The 18334-nt window shown below is 39.6% G+C and carries 21 protein-coding genes and 1 pseudogene; 8 read left to right on the top strand and 14 right to left on the bottom strand.

What is annotated here, in order from left to right; translation table 11 throughout:
* Positions 1–68 precede the first annotated feature (68 nt).
* Together CLV48_RS18505 and CLV48_RS18500 are read left to right on the top strand one after the other, a co-directional pair.
* Complete coding sequence (locus tag CLV48_RS18505; protein WP_106568840.1) at positions 69–503, top strand: hypothetical protein; 435 nt, start codon at positions 69–71, stop codon at positions 501–503.
* Positions 504–562: 59 nt separating this feature from the next.
* Positions 563–1525 (top strand): sugar phosphate isomerase/epimerase family protein, encoded by a 963-nt coding sequence (locus CLV48_RS18500; RefSeq protein WP_245889611.1) that lies wholly within the window; start codon positions 563–565, stop codon positions 1523–1525.
* 5 nt (positions 1526–1530) lie between these two features.
* On the opposite strand, the gene CLV48_RS18495 is transcribed toward CLV48_RS18500, so the two are convergent.
* From CLV48_RS18495 to CLV48_RS18480, 4 genes are all read right to left on the bottom strand, one after another.
* A complete protein-coding gene (locus CLV48_RS18495) occupies positions 1531–1848 on the bottom strand; it encodes a hypothetical protein (RefSeq protein WP_106568784.1) in 318 nt (105 codons plus the stop codon).
* Between the two features lie 21 nt (positions 1849–1869).
* A complete protein-coding gene (gene fumC, locus CLV48_RS18490) occupies positions 1870–3270 on the bottom strand; it encodes a class II fumarate hydratase (RefSeq protein ID WP_106568783.1) in 1401 nt (466 codons plus the stop codon).
* Positions 3271–3409: 139 nt separating this feature from the next.
* Positions 3410–3883, bottom strand: a complete 474-nt coding sequence (locus CLV48_RS18485; RefSeq protein WP_106568839.1) for a hypothetical protein — start codon at positions 3881–3883, stop codon at positions 3410–3412.
* Between the two features lie 138 nt (positions 3884–4021).
* Entirely contained in the window at positions 4022–4402 is a 381-nt protein-coding gene (locus tag CLV48_RS18480; RefSeq protein WP_106568782.1) for a RidA family protein, read from the bottom strand.
* Positions 4403–4558: 156 nt separating this feature from the next.
* On the opposite strand from CLV48_RS18480, the gene kynU reads away from it, so the two are divergent.
* On the top strand, positions 4559–5845 hold the full coding sequence (gene kynU, locus CLV48_RS18475) for a kynureninase (RefSeq protein WP_106568781.1): 1287 nt from the start codon (positions 4559–4561) through the stop codon (positions 5843–5845).
* A 27-nt stretch (positions 5846–5872) separates the two neighbouring features.
* Entirely contained in the window at positions 5873–7228 is a 1356-nt protein-coding gene (locus CLV48_RS18470; protein ID WP_106568780.1) for an FAD-dependent oxidoreductase, read from the top strand.
* Positions 7229–7480: 252 nt separating this feature from the next.
* Here CLV48_RS18470 and CLV48_RS18465 read toward each other — a convergent pair whose 3' ends face one another.
* A complete protein-coding gene (locus tag CLV48_RS18465; protein ID WP_106568838.1) occupies positions 7481–8635 on the bottom strand; it encodes a hypothetical protein in 1155 nt (384 codons plus the stop codon).
* A gap of 267 nt (positions 8636–8902) precedes the next feature.
* Here CLV48_RS18465 and CLV48_RS18460 point away from each other — a divergent pair, with 267 nt between their 5' ends.
* A complete protein-coding gene (locus CLV48_RS18460; protein WP_106568779.1) occupies positions 8903–9541 on the top strand; it encodes an O-methyltransferase in 639 nt (212 codons plus the stop codon).
* Positions 9542–9591: 50 nt separating this feature from the next.
* Here CLV48_RS18460 and CLV48_RS18455 read toward each other — a convergent pair whose 3' ends face one another.
* From CLV48_RS18455 to CLV48_RS18445, 3 genes are all read right to left on the bottom strand, one after another.
* Complete coding sequence (locus tag CLV48_RS18455; RefSeq protein ID WP_106568778.1) at positions 9592–10218, bottom strand: thioredoxin family protein; 627 nt, start codon at positions 10216–10218, stop codon at positions 9592–9594.
* 4 nt (positions 10219–10222) lie between these two features.
* Positions 10223–10717: a TlpA family protein disulfide reductase gene (locus CLV48_RS18450; protein ID WP_106568777.1), complete on the bottom strand. Its 495-nt coding sequence runs from the start codon at positions 10715–10717 to the stop codon at positions 10223–10225.
* Positions 10718–11367: 650 nt separating this feature from the next.
* Positions 11368–12273, bottom strand: coding sequence for a M28 family peptidase (locus CLV48_RS18445; RefSeq protein WP_106568776.1), 906 nt, complete (start codon positions 12271–12273; stop codon positions 11368–11370).
* Positions 12274–12346: 73 nt separating this feature from the next.
* Here CLV48_RS18445 and CLV48_RS18440 point away from each other — a divergent pair, with 73 nt between their 5' ends.
* Positions 12347–13333 carry an NTPase gene (locus CLV48_RS18440; protein WP_106568775.1) on the top strand — a complete coding sequence of 329 codons (987 nt, stop codon included), beginning with the start codon at positions 12347–12349 and terminating at the stop codon, positions 13331–13333.
* A 74-nt stretch (positions 13334–13407) separates the two neighbouring features.
* On the opposite strand, the gene CLV48_RS18435 is transcribed toward CLV48_RS18440, so the two are convergent.
* The 4 genes from CLV48_RS18435 to CLV48_RS18420 form a co-directional block, all read right to left on the bottom strand.
* Positions 13408–13665 (bottom strand): DUF6952 family protein, encoded by a 258-nt coding sequence (locus CLV48_RS18435; RefSeq protein ID WP_106568774.1) that lies wholly within the window; start codon positions 13663–13665, stop codon positions 13408–13410.
* On the bottom strand, positions 13646–13960 hold the full coding sequence (locus CLV48_RS18430; protein WP_106568773.1) for a thioredoxin family protein: 315 nt from the start codon (positions 13958–13960) through the stop codon (positions 13646–13648). The genes CLV48_RS18435 and CLV48_RS18430 overlap by 20 nt, the downstream gene beginning before the upstream one ends.
* A gap of 80 nt (positions 13961–14040) precedes the next feature.
* Positions 14041–14616 (bottom strand): inosine/xanthosine triphosphatase, encoded by a 576-nt coding sequence (gene yjjX, locus CLV48_RS18425; RefSeq protein ID WP_106568772.1) that lies wholly within the window; start codon positions 14614–14616, stop codon positions 14041–14043.
* 52 nt (positions 14617–14668) lie between these two features.
* Positions 14669–15376: a YebC/PmpR family DNA-binding transcriptional regulator gene (locus CLV48_RS18420; RefSeq protein WP_106568771.1), complete on the bottom strand. Its 708-nt coding sequence runs from the start codon at positions 15374–15376 to the stop codon at positions 14669–14671.
* A 272-nt stretch (positions 15377–15648) separates the two neighbouring features.
* Between CLV48_RS18420 and CLV48_RS18415 the strand changes: the two genes are divergently transcribed.
* Entirely contained in the window at positions 15649–16995 is a 1347-nt protein-coding gene (locus CLV48_RS18415) for an NAD(P)/FAD-dependent oxidoreductase (protein ID WP_106568770.1), read from the top strand.
* Here CLV48_RS18415 and CLV48_RS18410 read toward each other — a convergent pair.
* Positions 16983–17450, bottom strand: a complete 468-nt coding sequence (locus CLV48_RS18410; protein ID WP_106568769.1) for a gamma-glutamylcyclotransferase family protein — start codon at positions 17448–17450, stop codon at positions 16983–16985. The genes CLV48_RS18415 and CLV48_RS18410 overlap by 13 nt on opposite strands.
* 158 nt (positions 17451–17608) lie before the next feature.
* Between CLV48_RS18410 and CLV48_RS18405 the strand changes: the two genes are divergently transcribed.
* Positions 17609–18091, top strand: coding sequence for a DUF4890 domain-containing protein (locus CLV48_RS18405; protein ID WP_106568768.1), 483 nt, complete (start codon positions 17609–17611; stop codon positions 18089–18091).
* A gap of 109 nt (positions 18092–18200) precedes the next feature.
* Here CLV48_RS18405 and CLV48_RS20955 read toward each other — a convergent pair.
* Positions 18201–18334: pseudogene (locus CLV48_RS20955) on the bottom strand (IS256 family transposase); the annotation flags it as partial.

Genomic DNA, 18334 nt, shown 5'->3' with positions numbered 1-18334 from the left:
TTTGTATGTGTACAATGAACCAATTGATTCAGCTAAAGTTATTTTCAGGAAGATATAAATTTATACCAATGGACAAAAGCAGCATTACACCAAGCTTCCCCATGCCGATGAGAGGGTTACTTTTACTTACAGGAATGTACAATATTGCTTGGGCTGCATTTTTCAAATACTTTGGAGAAGACTTCCTCAAATGGCTTTCCATGGACAGCCATTGGACCGGCGCGATGCAAAGCAATTGGTTTGGAAGCATAGGTATGATATCCGCTTTCCTTGTTTTTTTGAGTGCTTTCTATCCTATCAGTTGGAGATACCTGACCTGGGTAGGAATTGTTGGAAGTTTTGCCTTGGCCCTATGGTTTGTCATTGGATTTATACCTGAGTTGGGCTGGAATAAGAGAACAATTTTCCAGCTGGCCTTTAATCAATTGATCTGGTTGGTTCCTCTGATCATAATCAGTAAAAGGGCCATGGATGTGAAAACTTTTCTGGAAAAAGAAAAATAATCAAGGGTTTCATTGTGTGTAAAATACATAATGATTAAAATGCCTTTTCAAAATTTCCCATGATGAAAAGAAGACAGTTTATCCAACAAATTAGCCTGGCTACAGCTGGCCTGAGTATGGTTCCTTCGCTAGCATTTACTAATAAAAATGTCGCTCCCCGCTTGGGAGTAGCCTTATTTACCCTTCCCAAATCCCTTTCAGAGGATTTTGAAGGCACATTAAGAATGATTTCCGAATTAGGTTACAAAGAACTTGAATTTTTTGGCCCGTATGAGTTCAGCACCTCCGCTGCCAAGGAGGGATGGAAAATGGCTGCCAATGCCTTGGGATTTAGCGGAAGCGGTTACTTCGGTAATTCTCCCAAAAAATTGAAGGAGATGCTGGATAAGTATGGACTTTCTGCTCCTTCCATTCACATTGACTTACCCACCTTACAGGAAAATATGGAAGCTGTCGCTGAAGCCGCCCATATCTTGGGTCATAAAAATGTAGGTATTGCCATGATTCCTGATGAGATGAGGAAAAATCTCGATGACTATAAGAAGACAATAGATATTTTTAATGAAGTAGGGGCAAGTGCCAAGAAATATGGGGTGACTTTCTTCTATCATAACCATGGCTATGGTCATGCTCCAATGGATGGCATAATACCATTTCAAATGATTCTGGAGCAAACTGATCCTGAGCTGGTCAAAATGCAACTCGATGTTTTCTGGTTTACAGCTGCCAAGGCTGATCCTATTAAATACTTGGAAGAAAACCCCGGGAGATTTGTTTCCTTACATGTTAAGGACATGCGGGAATTGAAGACATTTACCGGAGATGGGGGCAATATGGGAGAATGGATGGGACTTTTCCCTTACCTAGCAGATGCTGGAACAGGGGTACTGGATCTTAAAAAAATCATGTCTGTAGCAAAAAAATCAGGAGTCAAGCATTTCTTCTTAGAAAAAGACTTGACCCCCGATCCACAATCAGCTTTGAAAAAGAGTTTTGAACACCTTTCTGGACTGAAAATCTAAGCAGATTATAAAAGAATAATCAACAAGATCAGGATGATAATCAAAGCGCCGGTGGAGATATAAAGTCCACCGCCACTTTGCTTAGCTTCTTTTTTCAGGTCTTTTAGCTCAGTCCTGAGTTCCTTTTTCTCTTGATGAGTCATTCCAGATATATCCAAAGCATTGATTTCCATAATCCTTGCTTCAATTTCAGCAAATCTTTTGATTTCAGCCTCTGAGAATTCAATATTTCCCTTGGAGAACTTCTCCTTAGCAAAAACTTGCTGATTTCCGGCCAAGACCATCAATCCAACCAAGAAAAGGTTCAAAATCGCTTTTTTCATGGATTATCTATTTTGTTATTGTCATTTTAAGCTTCCAATCATGTCCTCTGGTCTTACCCACTGATCAAACTGCTCATTGGTCAAAAGTCCTAAAGCCAAGGCAGCTTCTCTCAATGAAGTACCTTCCTTATGTGCCTTCTTGGCTATTGCTGCTGCATTTTCATAACCAATATGCGGATTCAGGGCAGTTACCAGCATAAGGGAATTTTCCAAGTGCTTCTTAATGAATGGTGTATTTGGCTCGATCCCGATGGCACAATTGTCATTGAAAGATACACAGGCATCTCCTATCAATCTGGCAGACTGAAGGAAGTTGGCTATCATCATCGGCTTGAATACATTCAGTTCAAAGTGACCATTGGATCCGCCAACCGAAATGGCCACGTCATTGCCCATCACCTGAGCCGCTACCATGGTCATGGCTTCTACTTGAGTAGGATTGACTTTACCCGGCATGATGGATGACCCTGGCTCATTTTCAGGAATCAAAATCTCTCCAATACCTGATCTTGGACCTGAAGAAAGCATACGGATATCATTTGCGATCTTCATTAAGCTAACTGCCAATTGCTTCAAGGCACCGTGAGTCTCTACGATTGCATCATGCGCTGCTAATGCCTCAAATTTATTTGGAGCCGTCACCAAAGGCTGTCCTGAGAATTCTGCAATCTTCTTCGCAACTAATTCAGCATAGCCTTTTGGCGTATTGAGGCCAGTTCCTACCGCAGTTCCGCCCAGTGCCAATTCAGAAAGGTGCGGAAGGGTGTTCTTCAATGCTTTTAAACCATGATCTAACTGGGCTACATAACCAGAAAACTCCTGTCCCAAGGTCAATGGTGTGGCATCCATAAAGTGGGTCCTTCCGATCTTTACCACATCCATGAAAGCCTCAGATTTTGCCTTCAAAGTATCTCTCAGCTTCTCCACACCAGGAATGGTTGTTTCTACCACCATCTTATACGCTGCAATGTGCATGGCCGTAGGGAAAGTATCGTTTGAAGACTGGGATTTGTTGACATCATCATTGGGGTGGATCAGTTTTTTGGAATCCTCTAAAGAGCCTCCCAAAATCACATGGGCCCTGTAGGCAATCACCTCATTGGCATTCATATTGGATTGGGTTCCTGAACCTGTCTGCCATATTACCAATGGAAACTGATCATCATGCTGACCGGCCAATATTTCATCACAGACTTTCGCTATGATATCTGCTTTTTCCTGAGCCAAAACGCCCAATTCTGCATTGGTAAGTGCAGCTGACTTCTTCAAAATGGCAAATGCCCTGATGATTTCAATCGGCATGCGGTTACGCTCTCCGCCGATTTTGAAATTGTTGATAGATCTTTGGGTCTGTGCCCCCCAGTATTTTTCCGCTGGAACCTCTACTGGCCCCATGGTATCTTTCTCAATTCTAAAGCTCATAATTATGAATTTTTTGAACGTTTTTTGCGCACGCTAAAATAAGGTCTGAAGGGCATAATACATAGCTATTTTGTATGAATATCCAAATACCTAAATAAACCACCTTCATGAGTAGGCCTAACCGAAACTTTTTGGTGAATCAAAGATTCAATAGCTCATGAAAGATTTCCTGAGAAACTCTGATTTTCCGCTTGAAATGGTTCCATGCAAATAGGTAATTGCCTATGCCGACCGCCAAACTTATACCGGATAAGATATATTTCACAGAAACCATTGCAAAGAAAATCGCCAAAATTACGGTCACCACAGACCAGAAACCCAAAAAAAAGATGGTTCCTGGAAATAGACTATATTGGAGAAATAAAATACTTCCCTTGGGTGTAGCTTCTAGTTTTCCTTTAATCAAAGGCAAAAAGCTATCTGCCTTGGTAATAACCAAAGAAAGGCTAAAACTGTCCTCAGAAAGCGTCCCATTGAATTGATAACCTTGGTTTTCTTTCAGCTCATACTCCAAAAAATTGGCATCTTTTGTTACCAAATCCAAGCGCTCCATTACTTCCTCCTTACTTAGAGAAGAGACCAATACTTCACTATGGCTTGGAAAAAAAGGCATAAGAATCAAACTTGATTTTCGGGCTAAAGTTTTCCCAAAATTACTGATGATCAAAATAAAAAAGGACTCCAAAGGAGATCAGCAAAGCACTGGAATATTTCCTGAGCCCATTACAATCCCTTGCAGTCCATTAATTTATTATTTTACAGCAATACACGAAATTTCTACATTGACATCCTTTGGCAATCTACTCACTTCTACGGTTTCCCTAGCAGGAGGATTGGATTTGAAGTATTGTCCATAGGCTTCATTGATAGTAGCAAACTGGCCCATATCCTTGATAAAAATCGTGCATTTAACTACATCCCCAAAACCATATCCAGCCTCCCTCAATACAGCTTCAAGGTTTTTCATGACGGCATGGGTCTCTTCTGTGATATTGTCATTGATCAGTTCGCCCGTTTCAGCTTCCAGTGCAATTTGACCGGAAACATACAATGTATTGCCTGCTTTTACAGCTTGGCTGTAGGGTCCGATGGGAGCAGGTGCTTCTTTTGAAAAGATAATTTCTTTACTCATGGTTATGATTTTTCCGCAAATTAAATATTCATAATCCTTCAACCGAAAGGAAATCCGTTTTTTTCAAAGCTGAAAGGTTGTAAGTTTGGGTATTTGTCAGTCTACTCAAGATAGTCCTTGGTACTCTGATAAGACCAAAGCCCAAAAATTTAAGCCATGAAAAATATAAACTACGAATATTCAGAAGCTTTTGCAAGGAAAATGGATGAACATGATTCATTATTAGAATTCCGTAAGAAGTTCTTTTTTCCACAGGTCAATGGCAAGGAAGCCCTTTATTTTTGTGGAAACAGCCTTGGGCTTCAGCCCAAAACGACAGAAGCATATATTAAAAAGGAGTTGGAAAATTGGGCAAAACTGGCGGTAGATGGCCATTTTTATGGTGAAGATGCCTGGTATCATGTCCGTAAAAAGTCCAAGCCTGCCCTGGCAGCCATCGTGGGAGCCCATGAACATGAAGTGGTAGCTATGAACAACCTCACTTCCAACCTTCACTTTTTGATGGTTTCTTTCTACAGACCTGATCAGAAAAGGTACAAAATCATCACAGAAGCTGGGGCCTTTCCATCAGACATGTACATGCTGGAAACCCAGGTAAAGTTCCACGGTTTAGATCCGGAAAAGTGCATCATTGAATTGGCCCCCAGAGCTGGAGAATACATCCTTCGTACAGAGGATATTCTTAAGGTAATCGAAGAAAATAAGGAAAACCTGGCCTTGGTCATGATGGCTGGGCTCCAGTATTACACTGGCCAGGTTTTTGATATGGAAGTGATTACTGAAGCAGCACATGAAGCGGGGGCTTATGCTGGATTTGATTTGGCGCATGCTGCAGGCAATGTCCCTCTGCAGCTGCATGATTGGGGGGTGGACTTTGCCACCTGGTGCAGTTACAAATACCTCAATTCCGGCCCTGGAAATATTTCGGGAATTTTCGTTCATGAAAGACATGCCGAAAGTCCGGAATTACCGAGGTTCGCAGGATGGTGGGGACATGATGAAGGAGAACGCTTCCGAATGGAAAAAGGCTTCAAACCCATGTATGGGGCAGATGGCTGGCAGCTGGCCAATTCCAATGTGCTTGCTCTTGCAGCTCATCAGGCCTCATTGGACATATTTGAGGAAGCGGGGATGGAAAGGTTAAGGAAAAAAAGCGAGCTTTTGACAGGCTACCTGGAATTTCTCATCCATGAAATTAGCGGGAAAAGTGGTGTTTTAGAAATAATTACACCAAAAAATCCTTCGGAAAGAGGATGTCAGTTATCTTTGCTGATCCATAAAGGTGGCAAAGCAGTCTTTGATGAGTTCTACAATCATGGTGTTGTGGGAGATTGGCGCAACCCAAATGTGATCAGAATTGCTCCCACTCCGCTGTATAACAGCTTCTTAGACGTATATCAATTCGCAAAAATACTTGAACAATCCCTTCAAAAATTCGCTTAATACACCTAGGGATTAATCTCTCAAACCATGAAAAAAAATGAAATCAGTATTTTGGGCTCAGGCCTAATAGGGTCCTTACTGAGTATTTATCTTAAAAAAAGAGGCCTTGATGTTCATGTTTATGAAAAAAGGGCTGACAATAGAAAAGGAGAGTACAAAGAAGAGGGCAGGTCCATAAATATGGCCCTCAGTGAGAGGGGATGGAAGGCCCTGGAAAAAGTTGGACTTAAAGAAAAAGTCCTTCCCCTTACTATTCCTATGTACGGTAGACAAATCCATAATGAACATGGACAGACCAGCTTTATACCTTATGGAAAAGAGGGTCAGGCCATCTATTCGATCTCAAGAGGAAAATTCAACCAATTGCTGATGGATGAGGCTGAAAAAGCCGGAGTAAACATTCACTTTGAACATAGGATAGAGGATGTTGACCTTAGAAACTTTGAAATCACAGTCGATAATCCAGAATCAGGACTTGAGAAAATCAGTTCAGAGGTAATCCTTGGCGCTGATGGCGCCTATTCTTCCCTTCGAAACGCCATGCTAAAGCAAGTGCGCTTCAATTACAAGCAGGAATATATTTCCCATGGATATAAAGAATTAAGTATACCTCCTACGGCTGATGGAGAATTTGCAATGGATCCCAATGCATTACATATTTGGCCAAGAGGATCCTTCATGTTGATTGCGCTTCCCAATCCCGACAAATCTTTTACATGTACACTTTTCCTGCCCTTTGAGGGAGAGAGGGTATGTTTTGAAAATATCAGGGATGAAAAAGATGTCAAAGGGGTTTTCCAAACCTATTTTGATGATGCCTATCAGCTGATGCCCCAGTTGAGTGAACAATATTTTAGCAATCCCACCTCGTCTTTAATTACAATTGAATGCTATCCTTGGATGCTCAACAAGTCCCTTTTGATAGGGGACTCCTCGCACGCAATGGTTCCATTTTATGGTCAGGGCATGAATTGTGGCTTTGAGGATTGTATGATTTTGGATAGTTTAATTGAAAAAATCGGAACTTCTGCCTGGGAACTGGTTTTTGCCAAATTCCAGAAGAAAAGAAAACCGGATACAGATGCTATTTGCCAATTAGCTTTGGAAAATTTTGAAGAAATGAAAGCTGATGTGGCAGATCCCAAATTTATTATCCGAAAAAAGATAGAGGCCAAACTTCATGCCCTCTATCCAAATGACTGGATTCCACTTTATACCATGGTTACTTTCTCATCTATGCCCTATTCCGAGGCTTATGCTTTGGGCAAACTACAACAAAAAATCATGGATACGGTCATGGCCAATCCACTGATCACCCAAAACTGGGACAAGTTGGATTATGAGGATATCATCGATCAGCTGGATAAAGCAAAAGCGGTCTGATCCATCTTCTGCAAAGAAAAATAAAAGGAGGCTGTCTTATAATTAGAACTCTAGATCTGTTGCCCAAATAAAATTCTGTTAAAGAATCAATTACTTTGTGACTTGGTGGCTTTGTGGCTTTAAATGCCACGAAGGCTCTAAGTCACAAAGTTTCACCAATCAAACACCATATAAAATTTGGGCAATGTTTTTAAAGCATTTATTTATGAGGCAGCCTCTTTTTTTTGCCTTAATGACTCAAGTCAAATACAATTACCCCCCCAATTTTACCTTATACACTTTTACAAAATCCTCTTCTTCTTTCAGATTAAGGGAAGCCAAAAACCAAAGGTAACCATCACGGTAAAGCCACTGCCTTTCACTGAATTGCAAAGGAATCTCTAATTCAGTTAGTAGATTTCCATCAAGATCCATGACCAACATCCTCGGATTATAATCTTTTCTTGTTTTGTCTAAAAAATCCATCCAACCCAAGTTTTGATATTTCTCCTGCTCCCTCTCAGGAATTCCTGGGAAAAAAGAAACCAAAACATATTGATCAGTTACTTTTAGGTTTTCTATTCTTCCGGAAAACATGTCAGGATTGATTATTCTTGGATCAGCTTTTTTAAATTCCTCTCCTTGGTTGAAGATATAATCAGAAATATCAAAGTCAACTCTTTTAATCTTTTCATATGGAGCTGTCAATGAATGCATATTCAATGCGGGCTCTATACCCTGAACCAAATAAATTTTGTCCTTAGCCAAAGCCATCCTTGGGGTCAGATGGGAAATGTCGTGAGCCATGCCATTTCGAAAAACACTTTTTTCATCCAGCTTCATAAACTGTTCAACCTTTCTTTCTAATGTGTCAAACCAGGCCAAAGATTGATAATTTTCATAAAATTCAGGGGTGTTTCTTGGATATTCCCCTCTTCCAGCCCCTACGGTGAGAATTCTGTCCCCCACCCAGAAAAACTCCATATCACTGGAAGCTCTTCCAGAAAATGCAGGCAATTTTGTTATCCGATGTCTTCCCCCATGCACCAAATTACCTTCAAGATCATATGTATAGACTCCCTGATTGGAAATGATGGTAAATGCTTTTCCATTGCTTGAGAACTTTCCTGCACCTAAAGGAAAAAAACCATAGCTGTCAGGCATATCTCCTTGTTTGCTGAATTCCCGGATCAATTCACCTCTCATACTGCCCAAGACCAAATGACCTGTTTGTTGGTTAAAAAATAAAAGCTGCCCGGAAGGAAGGTGAACATCCATCAAATTGAGCAGGCCAAGGTAAGGAATCTGGACGGAATCCACTTTGAAAAACTGAATGTCATTAGGATGAACTGATTGAAGCTTATTTTTTTCGGAACAGGCAAAAATCAGCATCAAAATAATCAGAACAGGAAATGAACTTGTTTTCATAATCAGGCTTTTAGCTAAACTAATAAATCCGGCGTTAAAAACCAAAGATTTAGCCGGAAACCTGGCCCCTTCCTTGAGTTGAACACGCAAAAACAACATAGTTAAAATGGAATAGCTACACGGCTAGCCTTCAGTCATTCTCATCGGAAAGAAAAATCAGGCTCTTTACCAATACAAGGATAAAAATGAGCAAAGTTTCTTCATTTTTCATTATATTGATCTGAATTACAAGATTTTGTAGCACGCAGTAAAGAAAAAGAACTACCTATGAAACCTTCCACAAAAGCCTTCTTACCTCTTTGTTTTTTCCTGTTGATTGGGATAAACCATTGGTCATTAGCCCAACAAAGAGCACAGATCGATCAAAAAGTGGAAAAGTTTCTGGAAGAAAAAAAACACCAGTGGAGAGACTTAAATGTACCTTTCGAAGATGGTAAAGTCCTTCACGACCTTATTGTCTCCAATGGATATACCTCTGCCCTGGAAGTGGGTACTTCTACAGGTCATTCCACGATTTGGATAGCATGGGCACTGAGCAAAACTGGTGGAAAACTAGTGACCATTGAGATTGATGAGAGAAGACAAAAGCAAGCCATTGCCAACCTGAAAGAAGTAGGTTTGTCTGAATATGTTGATTTTAGGTTGGGGGATGCCCACCAGATTGTGAAGGAATTAAAAGGTCCCATAGAATTTGTATTCCTTGATGCTGACAAAGACTGGTACAGTCAGTACTTTAAGGACCTGGACGGTACAATTCCTAAAGATGGAATGTTTACCGCCCACAATGTCCTGAACAATATCAGTGGCATACGGGAATTTATGGAATTGATTCAGGCAAATCCTAAATACGAAACCAAAATAGACAGGACAAGTAGCTCAGGAATATCCATCAGTAAGAAGAAATAAAATCCCGAAGCATAGCTCTTGCTCCGGGATTATCTTATCTGATCCAAGTATTATTCTGCTTTTTTGGTCCATTTGATCGTACAACCAATTGCCTTAGTGGTTGAGGTTGCTACTTTTCGGCCATTCATCAAGTCAGCCAATGCATTTTCCACATATCTTTCTGTAACTGCTGAGGCATCTTGATAGTTATTATCGATTGCACCAATATATTTCACCACAAAATCATTGCCCTCTTTGTTTAGAATATATACATGTGGGGTACGTGTACCACCATAAGCCTTGATGACCTCTTGGGTTTTATCATAAACATAGGCAAATGGAAAATCTTTATCCTTGGATCTCTCCTTCATTTTATCAAAACTATCCCCTGGACTTAACTTATCATCGTTGGAATTAATGGCAATGACCGGGTAACCCATGGCTGCATATTTGTTATGAAGTTCAATCATCCGGTCTTCATATGCCACCACATAAGGGCAGGTATTACAGGAAAATATTACTATGGCTCCCTTTGCATTTCTGAGTGCGCTTAGAGAAACCCAAGAACCATCAACACTTTGAAGCTTAAAATCCGATGCCTTATCTCCGATTTTGTAGCCCTGACTATCCTGGGCCAAAACCGAAGATCCCGAAAATACCATTACACAGAACAGAAGTAATGCAGTTAACTTTTTCATCTTGTTACTTTTTTAATTGGCTAATCATTGTTTTCAATTCCTCATAAGTCATTTCGCCCTCATAAAAAGAGCGAACACCGTTAGGCTTAACAAATAATGTAGCTGGAATCGCACCTGACCATTCCGGATCTACCTTATCTATCCATTGATTATAATCTACATCATTCAGGAGATATACCGGAGAGGTAATATTCCTCCTCTTCATAAAATCAGTCACCCTCTCTGGCCTTCTTCCATCATCCATAGAAATAAAAATCAATTCTAAATCTTCGTCCTCTGCTTTTACCTGCTGGAAATAAGGCATTTCTTTTACACAAGGAGCACACCAGGTCGCCCAAAAGTTAAAAACCCTGATCTTTCCGGTTTTTGCATCCGCCATCCTTTCAAATTCAGGAAAATCTATAATGGCAAAAACAGGCTCTTGCTCATCGTATAAATGATTATCTCCTTTGAACCAAACCAAAGTAAAAGCCAATATTGATAAGATTAAACTCCTCATGTTATATTGAACTCATTTAGAATAATTTTACCTTTTCCGATCAAGAATTTTATTTTTAAAAGAAATATTGGGCTTCAAAAAATCCACTTGGAGGCCCAATACAACCCTCTCTAATTAGCATATAGAATTTTATTTGGTTCAGCTAACCAAACTATCTTGGCAATACATAAACGAAAATTCAAAATCCTTGTTTGACCGCTCATCAAAAACCCTCAAAACAGCCTGAAAAAGGCATAAAATTTTTTCGTGTTTTTTTATCCACATTTATTCACACTTATCCACAATTCTTCCCAAATAAGTATTAACTATTTGATTTTCAGAATGTTAAACCATTTTACAAAAGGGCGATTTTGTGGATATCTTCCTGTAAATGAGTTTTTTAGAACCAAACTCTCCAGGGCAACAAGTGGAAAAATCAAGCCCTCCAAATAAAATTTCAAAAGCGGAGTTCTTGGATTTATCTAATTATTGAAATACATGTAATCTCCAAATAGGTAGATTGGCAAAAGGAGATGCAGGCCAACAACCTGCGCACTTTTTTTAAATGACTCAATCAAAACATGAATTAACAATATCTATTTTGTTATATTATTTCTAAAAAATGTCAATATTATGCAGATTTGGAATGGTTGCTTTAAAACACCTCCCAATTATAGCAAGTTTTTATCCAAGCTAATCAGCACATCCAAAATCAGTTGCACTGCAGCTTCATAAAACTTCTGATCTATCCGATCAAAAGTATCAGTCTCCCGGTGATAATCTTCATGGTCTTCCACTCCAAAATAGATAAAGGGTATCCCATTTAAATGAAACTGGGCATGGTCTGAAGACAAAGTCCAATCTCCCCTGCCCATTTCGGGTTGATCATGTCCAAAAAGCAATTTTGGATTTCTCCCTTCTGAAACTTTCTCAATCAATGGTTTCAGATAAGGATAATGATAAGTACCTGCTGCATATAATTCCTGATGAACATTTCTGGAAATCATGTCCAAATTGATATTGAGGACTACCTGCTCTAATGGAAAAGGAAAATCATCCACCAAAGCCTTGGCTCCTTGATGGCCCATTTCTTCCGCGTCCAAAGCCACAAACATCATGGAATGTTTTGGCCTTTTGAATGAAAAATATTTGGCCAAAGCCATTACTGCAGCAGTACCAGAAGCATTATCATCTGCACCATTAAAAATTTTATCACCCTGAATTCCCAAATGGTCATAATGCGCCATAACCACAATCAATTTCTCAGTCTCTTCACCAGGGACAAAACCGATGATATTGGCGGAATTCTCATAGAATTGCCCATCCCTTTCATTCCTAAAACTGAAATATTGTGTGTAATTCCTATATTGTGATGTAAGACCTAATGCTTCAAATCTGGACCTGATATATTCTCTGGCTTTCAAACTGCCCTCAGAAAGTGGCTTCCTGCCCCCAAGTTTATCTGAAGAAAGGTATTCCATATCTTTCAATAACTCTTCTTCATCAATCTTTTGAGCAAAAGATATCTCAGGGATCAGAAAAAAAATTATCCAAAGTATTTTCAATAATTTGTTCATTTTAAGGTTTAATTTTTGTCGTTGTGTATATTCGTAAAATTAGTAAGGTTTCTATTCCGCAAGGCATTTTGATATGAAATATCTCGCAGCACTGCTGTCTGTTTTAATAGTGTTTAACAAAACCAAGGGTCAGTCTGCTGTTCCTGATTATTTTTTAGATGGAAAAGCAGTAGTCCTGATTTCAAGTTCTCCTCAGGCTTACCCTAATATGGAGTGGCAACAGATCGCAGAACTGATCCACCCGGCCATTCTTTCTATGGGAGGTGACCCAGTCGCTTATTATGAACTGGAAGATGTGGCATTATCCGAGGAAGTGCAATCCGGATTTGCCTCAGCCTTCAATAAACGGCTAATCCAATCCATTTTAATAATAACAAGAAAACCCAATGGCCAGGTAGCCTTACATATTAGCCCATTCTCAAAAAACAAGAATATTGTTTCTTCTACAGGAGCTTGGGGAATCAATGCCAACTCTTTAGATGAATTGATTGGAAATCTCCAGATAATGGGACAAAACATTAAATCAAGGAATTTTTTAGTCTTGGAAATCCCTGAATTTCCGAATGCAGAAGGAGCCCTTCAGGGAACAAAAAGGTTTTTTAATAGAAATCCATTGAACCTTGATGTATTCAAACTTGGAATCCCCCTTTCAGGGGCTTCAGGTGATATTGGGATACTTGCAAGCTATAGATATGATTTATTGGGGAAAAGCGAACAGGCCATACTTTCAGAACAAGCATCTGAACGATCAAGTATTGAGCAGATTTTTGAAGCAAATTATCCTTTCCAATTTGAGTTTTTAACCAGTGCAAGAGGAGATGCTGAGTTGATAAGGGACAGGATCCAATTTGTTTTGGTCAAGCTAGAAGGCAAAGAAGGAGATTTAATGACATCTATGGGATTCCCAGTGGAAAAGCCAGAAGAAAAAAACAGAATTGTGGTGAAGTATTATATCCGGTTAATAGTAAGGGATGAATTATATGCTGGCCCCGTTTGGGACGCAGATCCGGATTGGCGCAAGGCCTTAGCGGGATTTTTGGAAAACCTTAAAATAAAATAAGGGACTGTTCCCAGTCCCTCTAATTAAGCCTTAATTCGTTCAAATGGGTGATCAAACAACTTTCAGCTTATTAATTATTTATCTATGGAGCCAGTTACTCTTTTCATAAAGGCATTCATAGCCTCTTTTTTATCCATTCCATCCTTTATCATTTGATTCACCTCCAAAGTACCATAAAGGTTGGAAAGCAACTCACCAATCACTTCCAATTCCTGGTCCTTCAGTGAAGGTATTTCGGTCAAATTTTCAAGCAATTCAATGGTTTCATTGACCCAGTCTTCATCATTGGCTTCAATAAATCCCAAAACGTGCTTAATTATCGGCAATCTCATCGATCAAAGCTTTTAAATTCTCTTCTTTATTTGTTTGAGTCTGATTCACTAATTTTCCCCCTTTAAATGAAGCAAAAGTAGGCAGATTTGTCACCTGAGCTAGTTTCCTGGATTCAGGGTTCTTTTCGGCATCCACATATATAAAAGAAATACCGGCATAATCACCTGCCAATCTTTTCATCTTTGGCTTCATGATCCTGCAGTTTCCACACCAGGTAGCACCATATTGTACAATTACTTTATCATTGGAATCAACTAACTCCTGTAAGGTATCAGTATTTAATTCTTGCAACATAATTAAATTTTTCTTTTGAGATCGCAAAGTTATGTACTATGACAGGAAATAACCAATTGATTTTGTCTATATATGATTGGTCAATTGAAATACAAGTCTCTTTGCAAGAAAGGAATAAGCGCCAACAATACGGCCTGTTGATAATATTCTTTCCTTTCTAAAGCACCATTGGTAAGGATACCGACTGCTCCATCTTCCTGCTTAGAATTGGACCTTTGAAAAACCCTGTCATCTGCTTCTCCAAGTTCAACGCCTGCCTCGACTAATTCGACAATGGCTTTAGGCAGAAAGAATGTTGAAGTCCTTGCTTTTCCAACATTCCCCATTTTATCTATGACCACCACCCAAGCAAAAGCATGCATCTCTGAACCTACAAGGTCCACACCACCTTCAATTCCAACCCAATAGTCAGCTTCTGGAAATACCAATTTGGCATTATTGGCCCGGTTAAAAGCCCCTTGGTAAGTTTCCTCATCTCCATAAGGTTGATCCGATACACCTGAATTAATATTCAGCCCTTCAACTAAAAATGACCCTTGAAACGCTTGATGAAAAGCTGCTTCGGTACAGGAAATTTTTACAGGATTCTTACTTCCTACGATAATGAGTTTTTGCCGCAGGTCTTCTTTGATATTTTTTCTTTTAGGAAAATTCATGTCTGTGCTTTAAAACAAAAAAGCTGTGGAAAAATTCTCACAGCCAAATATATTAGGCAACGTTAGTGAAAACCTGGTTGACATCATCATCTTCCTCCAACCTTTCGATCATCTTGTTGATCTCCTCTTCCTGCTCTTCCGTCAACTCCACAGTTGTCGCTGGAAACCACTGAAAATCAGCATTGATGATTTCAATATTTCTGTCTTCAAGTGCCTTTTGCATCTTTCCAAAATCTTCAAATGCAGTGTACACAAAAATCTCCCCTTCATTTTCGGCTACCTCTTCCAATCCAAAATCTATCAGTTCCAATTCCAGCTCTTCAATATCCAGATCATTCTGGGCAAAACGAAAAACAGCTTTTTTGTTGAACATGAAACTAACAGAGCCAGATGTTCCCAAAGAACCACCGGATTTGGTAAAATAATGTCTTATATTGGCTACTGTACGGTTGGTATTATCCGTAGATGTCTCAACAATTACAGCTACCCCATAAGGTCCGTATCCTTCGTATACGATCTCTTCATAATTCTTCTCATCTTTATTTGAAGCTCTTTTGATAGCCGCCTCTATTCGGTCTTTTGGCATCGCCGCACCCTTGGCATTTTGAATTACCGTGCGCAACTTGGTGTTGTTGGCCGGATCCGGACCGCCTGACTTCACTGCCATCACTATCTCCTTGCCAAGGCGGGTAAATACCTTGGACATTTTACTCCATCTCTTGAATTTTCTTTCTTTTCGGAATTCAAATGCTCTTCCCATTACTTTCGAAGTTTATAAAAGGTCGGTAAAATTAATAAATCTTTTTCATTAGCTTCAACGGATCCGCCAATATCCAAAGTAGTTGATGGTTTTTCTTTTCTTTAAATCTGAAATCGAATAAAATTCCATTCAAAATCTTTCTCTTCAGGGTATTTAATCCGAAATTGTTAGCTATAAATTTTATCGAGACCAAACCTTTTAAGAAGCTATTTTGAACTTCTTCGGAAAGCGCTTTCAGGAGGATTTTCTAATTGAACAAAAATCTTTAAACCATGGATACCGGCATTCCTCAAAATCCTATTCCAAATATTCCACATTCCAATTATCAAAGGGTAGTCATTGTGGGGGCTGGCTTTGCCGGACTCAAATTAGCTCAAAAACTTTCTCGTAGCACCTATCAGGTGGTTTTGCTGGATAAAAACAATTACCATATGTTTCAACCTCTTCTTTACCAAGTGGCGACAGCAGCATTACCACCTGATGCAGTCTCCTTCCCTTTAAGAAGAATTTTTCACAAAACACCCAATGTGATTTTTAGAATGGCAGTGGTGAAGGAAATCAATAAACAGGAAAGAAAAATTTTTACCAATCTAGGGACAATGGAATACGATATTTTAGTCCTTTCTCTCGGAGCCACTACCAACTACTTTGACAATAAGAATATTCAGAAGTTTTCCGCTCCAATGAAATCCACTTCTGAAGCTTTGTACATCAGGAATAAGATCATTTCAAATTATGAAAGGGCTATAAACATTGCTGAAGAAAATGACCGGAAGCCCATCATGAATGTGGTCATTGTGGGTGGAGGTGCCACTGGTGTGGAATTGGCAGGATCAATTGCAGAATTGAGGAACAAAGTTTTGCCAAAAGACTACCCCCAGCTAAGCTTCAAAAATATGAGGGTCATCCTGATAGAAGCTGGCAATAGTCTCCTAAACGGATTGTCTGAAAAGTCTAGAGCAAAAGCACTTGAGTACCTCCAAGGCCTTGGTGTGGAAGTGATGCTCAATACCTTGGTGGAAGATTATGACGGTATTATGGTCAAACTGAAAGATAAAGCTCCCATTCAAACCTTGACCCTTTTGTGGGCAGCAGGGGTGAAAGCAAACCACATGAAGGGCTTATCAAGCGAACAGCTTGCCTCCAACGGAAGGATTCTAGTAGATGATTATAACCGTTTATTGGGAGAGGAAGCCATCTTCGCTCTTGGGGATCAGTGCCTTTTGAAAGAACCAAAATATCCCAATGGCCATCCCCAGGTCGCGCAGGTTGCCATTCAGCAGGCAGCCAACCTGGCCAAAAACCTCAAAAGAGAGGTAAAAGGAAAGGAATGGGCACCATTTAGATACAAGGACCTTGGATCAATGGCCACCGTAGGGAAAAATATGGCTGTAGTAGACCTGCCTTTTATCAGCTTTAGGGGTTTCTTTGCATGGTTTGTTTGGCTATTTGTCCACTTAATGGCCATTCTCGGTGTCCGGAATAAGCTCGAGATCCTGATAACCTGGGCTTGGAAATACCTTTCTTTTGATCCAAGCTTAAGATTGCTTATTCGTCCAAGGTATGTCAAAGCCTTTAAGAGAAAATGGATGATTGAAGAAAAAGATTACGAGGACTGATCCCAATCCAATAAAGGGGATTTGCCCACTCTATTTAGGATATTGGAAAGATAGGTATTGGGAATTCCGTTTTCTTTTCCTCCTTTTATGATCAGCTTCCAATAATCTTCGGCTGGAAAAATCCCTGTTTCATTTTTTGATGAAATAAAGGTGTAAGCTAAAATTTTTCCCTTCTGCGAAAAAACCACTTTTTCCACAAATTCATAGCCTGGTTCAGAATTCAGAAAATACGGCCTATCACTTTCTTTTATTTCATAAAGCATACCATATACAGACTCATTTTCACTGGGAACTATATTCGCCCGCGCAGTGCCATCAGGATTGGGGTGGGAAAAACGAAAGCCAAAATGTGGCAATACAGCTATTCCAATTTTTTGAGGTTTATGTTTCAGCCTTCCTTCCAAGGTGCTTTCGTCCAAATTGCTGGCATAACCGAAATAATAAAACTTTTCCATATGGCAATTTAAGATTTGTTAACAAAATATCCGGTATCCCATTTTAAACCTGAACATGAAGATCGGGTCTAACCATAAGAATCAGACAAGAAAAAAGCACATCCCGGGACTGCCTAATCTTGCTGAAACTTTAACTTCACTTTAAAAAAGAAAGAACCATGAAAAAGCTATTGATAATTACCGCAATGTTTTCCCTAAGTTTTGGAGCATTTGCCCAGGGTGTCACACAAAGGGAAATGCCTAGTCCAGAGCAAAGGGCTGAAAGAATGACCAACAGAATGGCAGAACAGCTTGGCTTAGATGATGGGCAAAAACAAAAAATCTATCAGCTCCACCTCGAAAATGCCCAAATAAGGCAAGCTGAATGGGAGACCAGAAAATCTGAAATGGAGCAAAGAAGAGGGGCTATGCAAGAGCAAAGAAAGCAGCAAATAGAAGAAATTGAGGCCATATTATCCCCTGAACAAAAGATTAAGTGGGCTGAAATAAGAGAATCAAACAGAAAAAAAGGTGAAAAGATGCGCCAAAATAGGAGAGAAGATAGAAAATCTGAATACAGAAAACAGCATCGCAGATCATTTCAGGGCAGGGAGGCCGGCCATTTAAATTCTAAAAGAAACCATAGACATTCAAGATCTTAATTTTCATAGATTAGGTTGGTTGATTTACTCAAAAATCCCGGTTAATGACCGGGATTTTTTATTGACACTATCCCGATAAGTGTGTAAACTTTAAATTATGATTTTATGGTCAGGTTTCAAGAAGCCTGACCCTATCACCAAATATAAGCAGGAAACTGTTAAGGATAGTACCCCAGTCTCGAATGGGCATAGTCCATTTTTTCGATGCTTCCCTTGCAGCGAGGAAAACAGACTTCATAACAG

The sequence above is a fragment of the Cecembia rubra genome (assembly GCF_003014575.1).
GTDB lineage: Bacteria > Bacteroidota > Bacteroidia > Cytophagales > Cyclobacteriaceae > Cecembia_A > Cecembia_A rubra.
The sequence above is the reverse complement of the archived record's forward strand: the minus strand, read 5'-3'. Positions and strand labels throughout refer to the sequence as shown.

Excerpts from the sequence above, each read along its gene's own strand:
- CLV48_RS18420 (WP_106568771.1), bottom strand. The coding sequence starts at position 15,376 with ATGGGAAGAGCATTTGAATTCCGAAAAGAAAGAAAATTCAAGAGATGG.
- fumC (WP_106568783.1), bottom strand. The coding sequence starts at position 3,270 with ATGAGCTTTAGAATTGAGAAAGATACCATGGGGCCAGTAGAGGTTCCA.
- CLV48_RS18460 (WP_106568779.1), top strand. The coding sequence starts at position 8,903 with ATGAAACCTTCCACAAAAGCCTTCTTACCTCTTTGTTTTTTCCTGTTG.
- CLV48_RS18465 (WP_106568838.1), bottom strand. The coding sequence starts at position 8,635 with ATGAAAACAAGTTCATTTCCTGTTCTGATTATTTTGATGCTGATTTTT.
- CLV48_RS18435 (WP_106568774.1), bottom strand. The coding sequence starts at position 13,665 with ATGAGATTGCCGATAATTAAGCACGTTTTGGGATTTATTGAAGCCAAT.
- CLV48_RS18480 (WP_106568782.1), bottom strand. The coding sequence starts at position 4,402 with ATGAGTAAAGAAATTATCTTTTCAAAAGAAGCACCTGCTCCCATCGGA.
- CLV48_RS18415 (WP_106568770.1), top strand. The coding sequence starts at position 15,649 with ATGGATACCGGCATTCCTCAAAATCCTATTCCAAATATTCCACATTCC.
- CLV48_RS18405 (WP_106568768.1), top strand. The coding sequence starts at position 17,609 with ATGAAAAAGCTATTGATAATTACCGCAATGTTTTCCCTAAGTTTTGGA.
- CLV48_RS18440 (WP_106568775.1), top strand. The coding sequence starts at position 12,347 with ATGAAATATCTCGCAGCACTGCTGTCTGTTTTAATAGTGTTTAACAAA.
- CLV48_RS18485 (WP_106568839.1), bottom strand. The coding sequence starts at position 3,883 with ATGCCTTTTTTTCCAAGCCATAGTGAAGTATTGGTCTCTTCTCTAAGT.
- CLV48_RS18470 (WP_106568780.1), top strand. The coding sequence starts at position 5,873 with ATGAAAAAAAATGAAATCAGTATTTTGGGCTCAGGCCTAATAGGGTCC.
- CLV48_RS18445 (WP_106568776.1), bottom strand. The coding sequence starts at position 12,273 with ATGAACAAATTATTGAAAATACTTTGGATAATTTTTTTTCTGATCCCT.
- CLV48_RS18410 (WP_106568769.1), bottom strand. The coding sequence starts at position 17,450 with ATGGAAAAGTTTTATTATTTCGGTTATGCCAGCAATTTGGACGAAAGC.
- CLV48_RS18450 (WP_106568777.1), bottom strand. The coding sequence starts at position 10,717 with ATGAGGAGTTTAATCTTATCAATATTGGCTTTTACTTTGGTTTGGTTC.
- CLV48_RS18455 (WP_106568778.1), bottom strand. The coding sequence starts at position 10,218 with ATGAAAAAGTTAACTGCATTACTTCTGTTCTGTGTAATGGTATTTTCG.
- yjjX (WP_106568772.1), bottom strand. The coding sequence starts at position 14,616 with ATGAATTTTCCTAAAAGAAAAAATATCAAAGAAGACCTGCGGCAAAAA.
- CLV48_RS18430 (WP_106568773.1), bottom strand. The coding sequence starts at position 13,960 with ATGTTGCAAGAATTAAATACTGATACCTTACAGGAGTTAGTTGATTCC.
- CLV48_RS18505 (WP_106568840.1), top strand. The coding sequence starts at position 69 with ATGGACAAAAGCAGCATTACACCAAGCTTCCCCATGCCGATGAGAGGG.
- CLV48_RS18500 (WP_245889611.1), top strand. The coding sequence starts at position 563 with ATGATGAAAAGAAGACAGTTTATCCAACAAATTAGCCTGGCTACAGCT.
- kynU (WP_106568781.1), top strand. The coding sequence starts at position 4,559 with ATGAAAAATATAAACTACGAATATTCAGAAGCTTTTGCAAGGAAAATG.
- CLV48_RS18495 (WP_106568784.1), bottom strand. The coding sequence starts at position 1,848 with ATGAAAAAAGCGATTTTGAACCTTTTCTTGGTTGGATTGATGGTCTTG.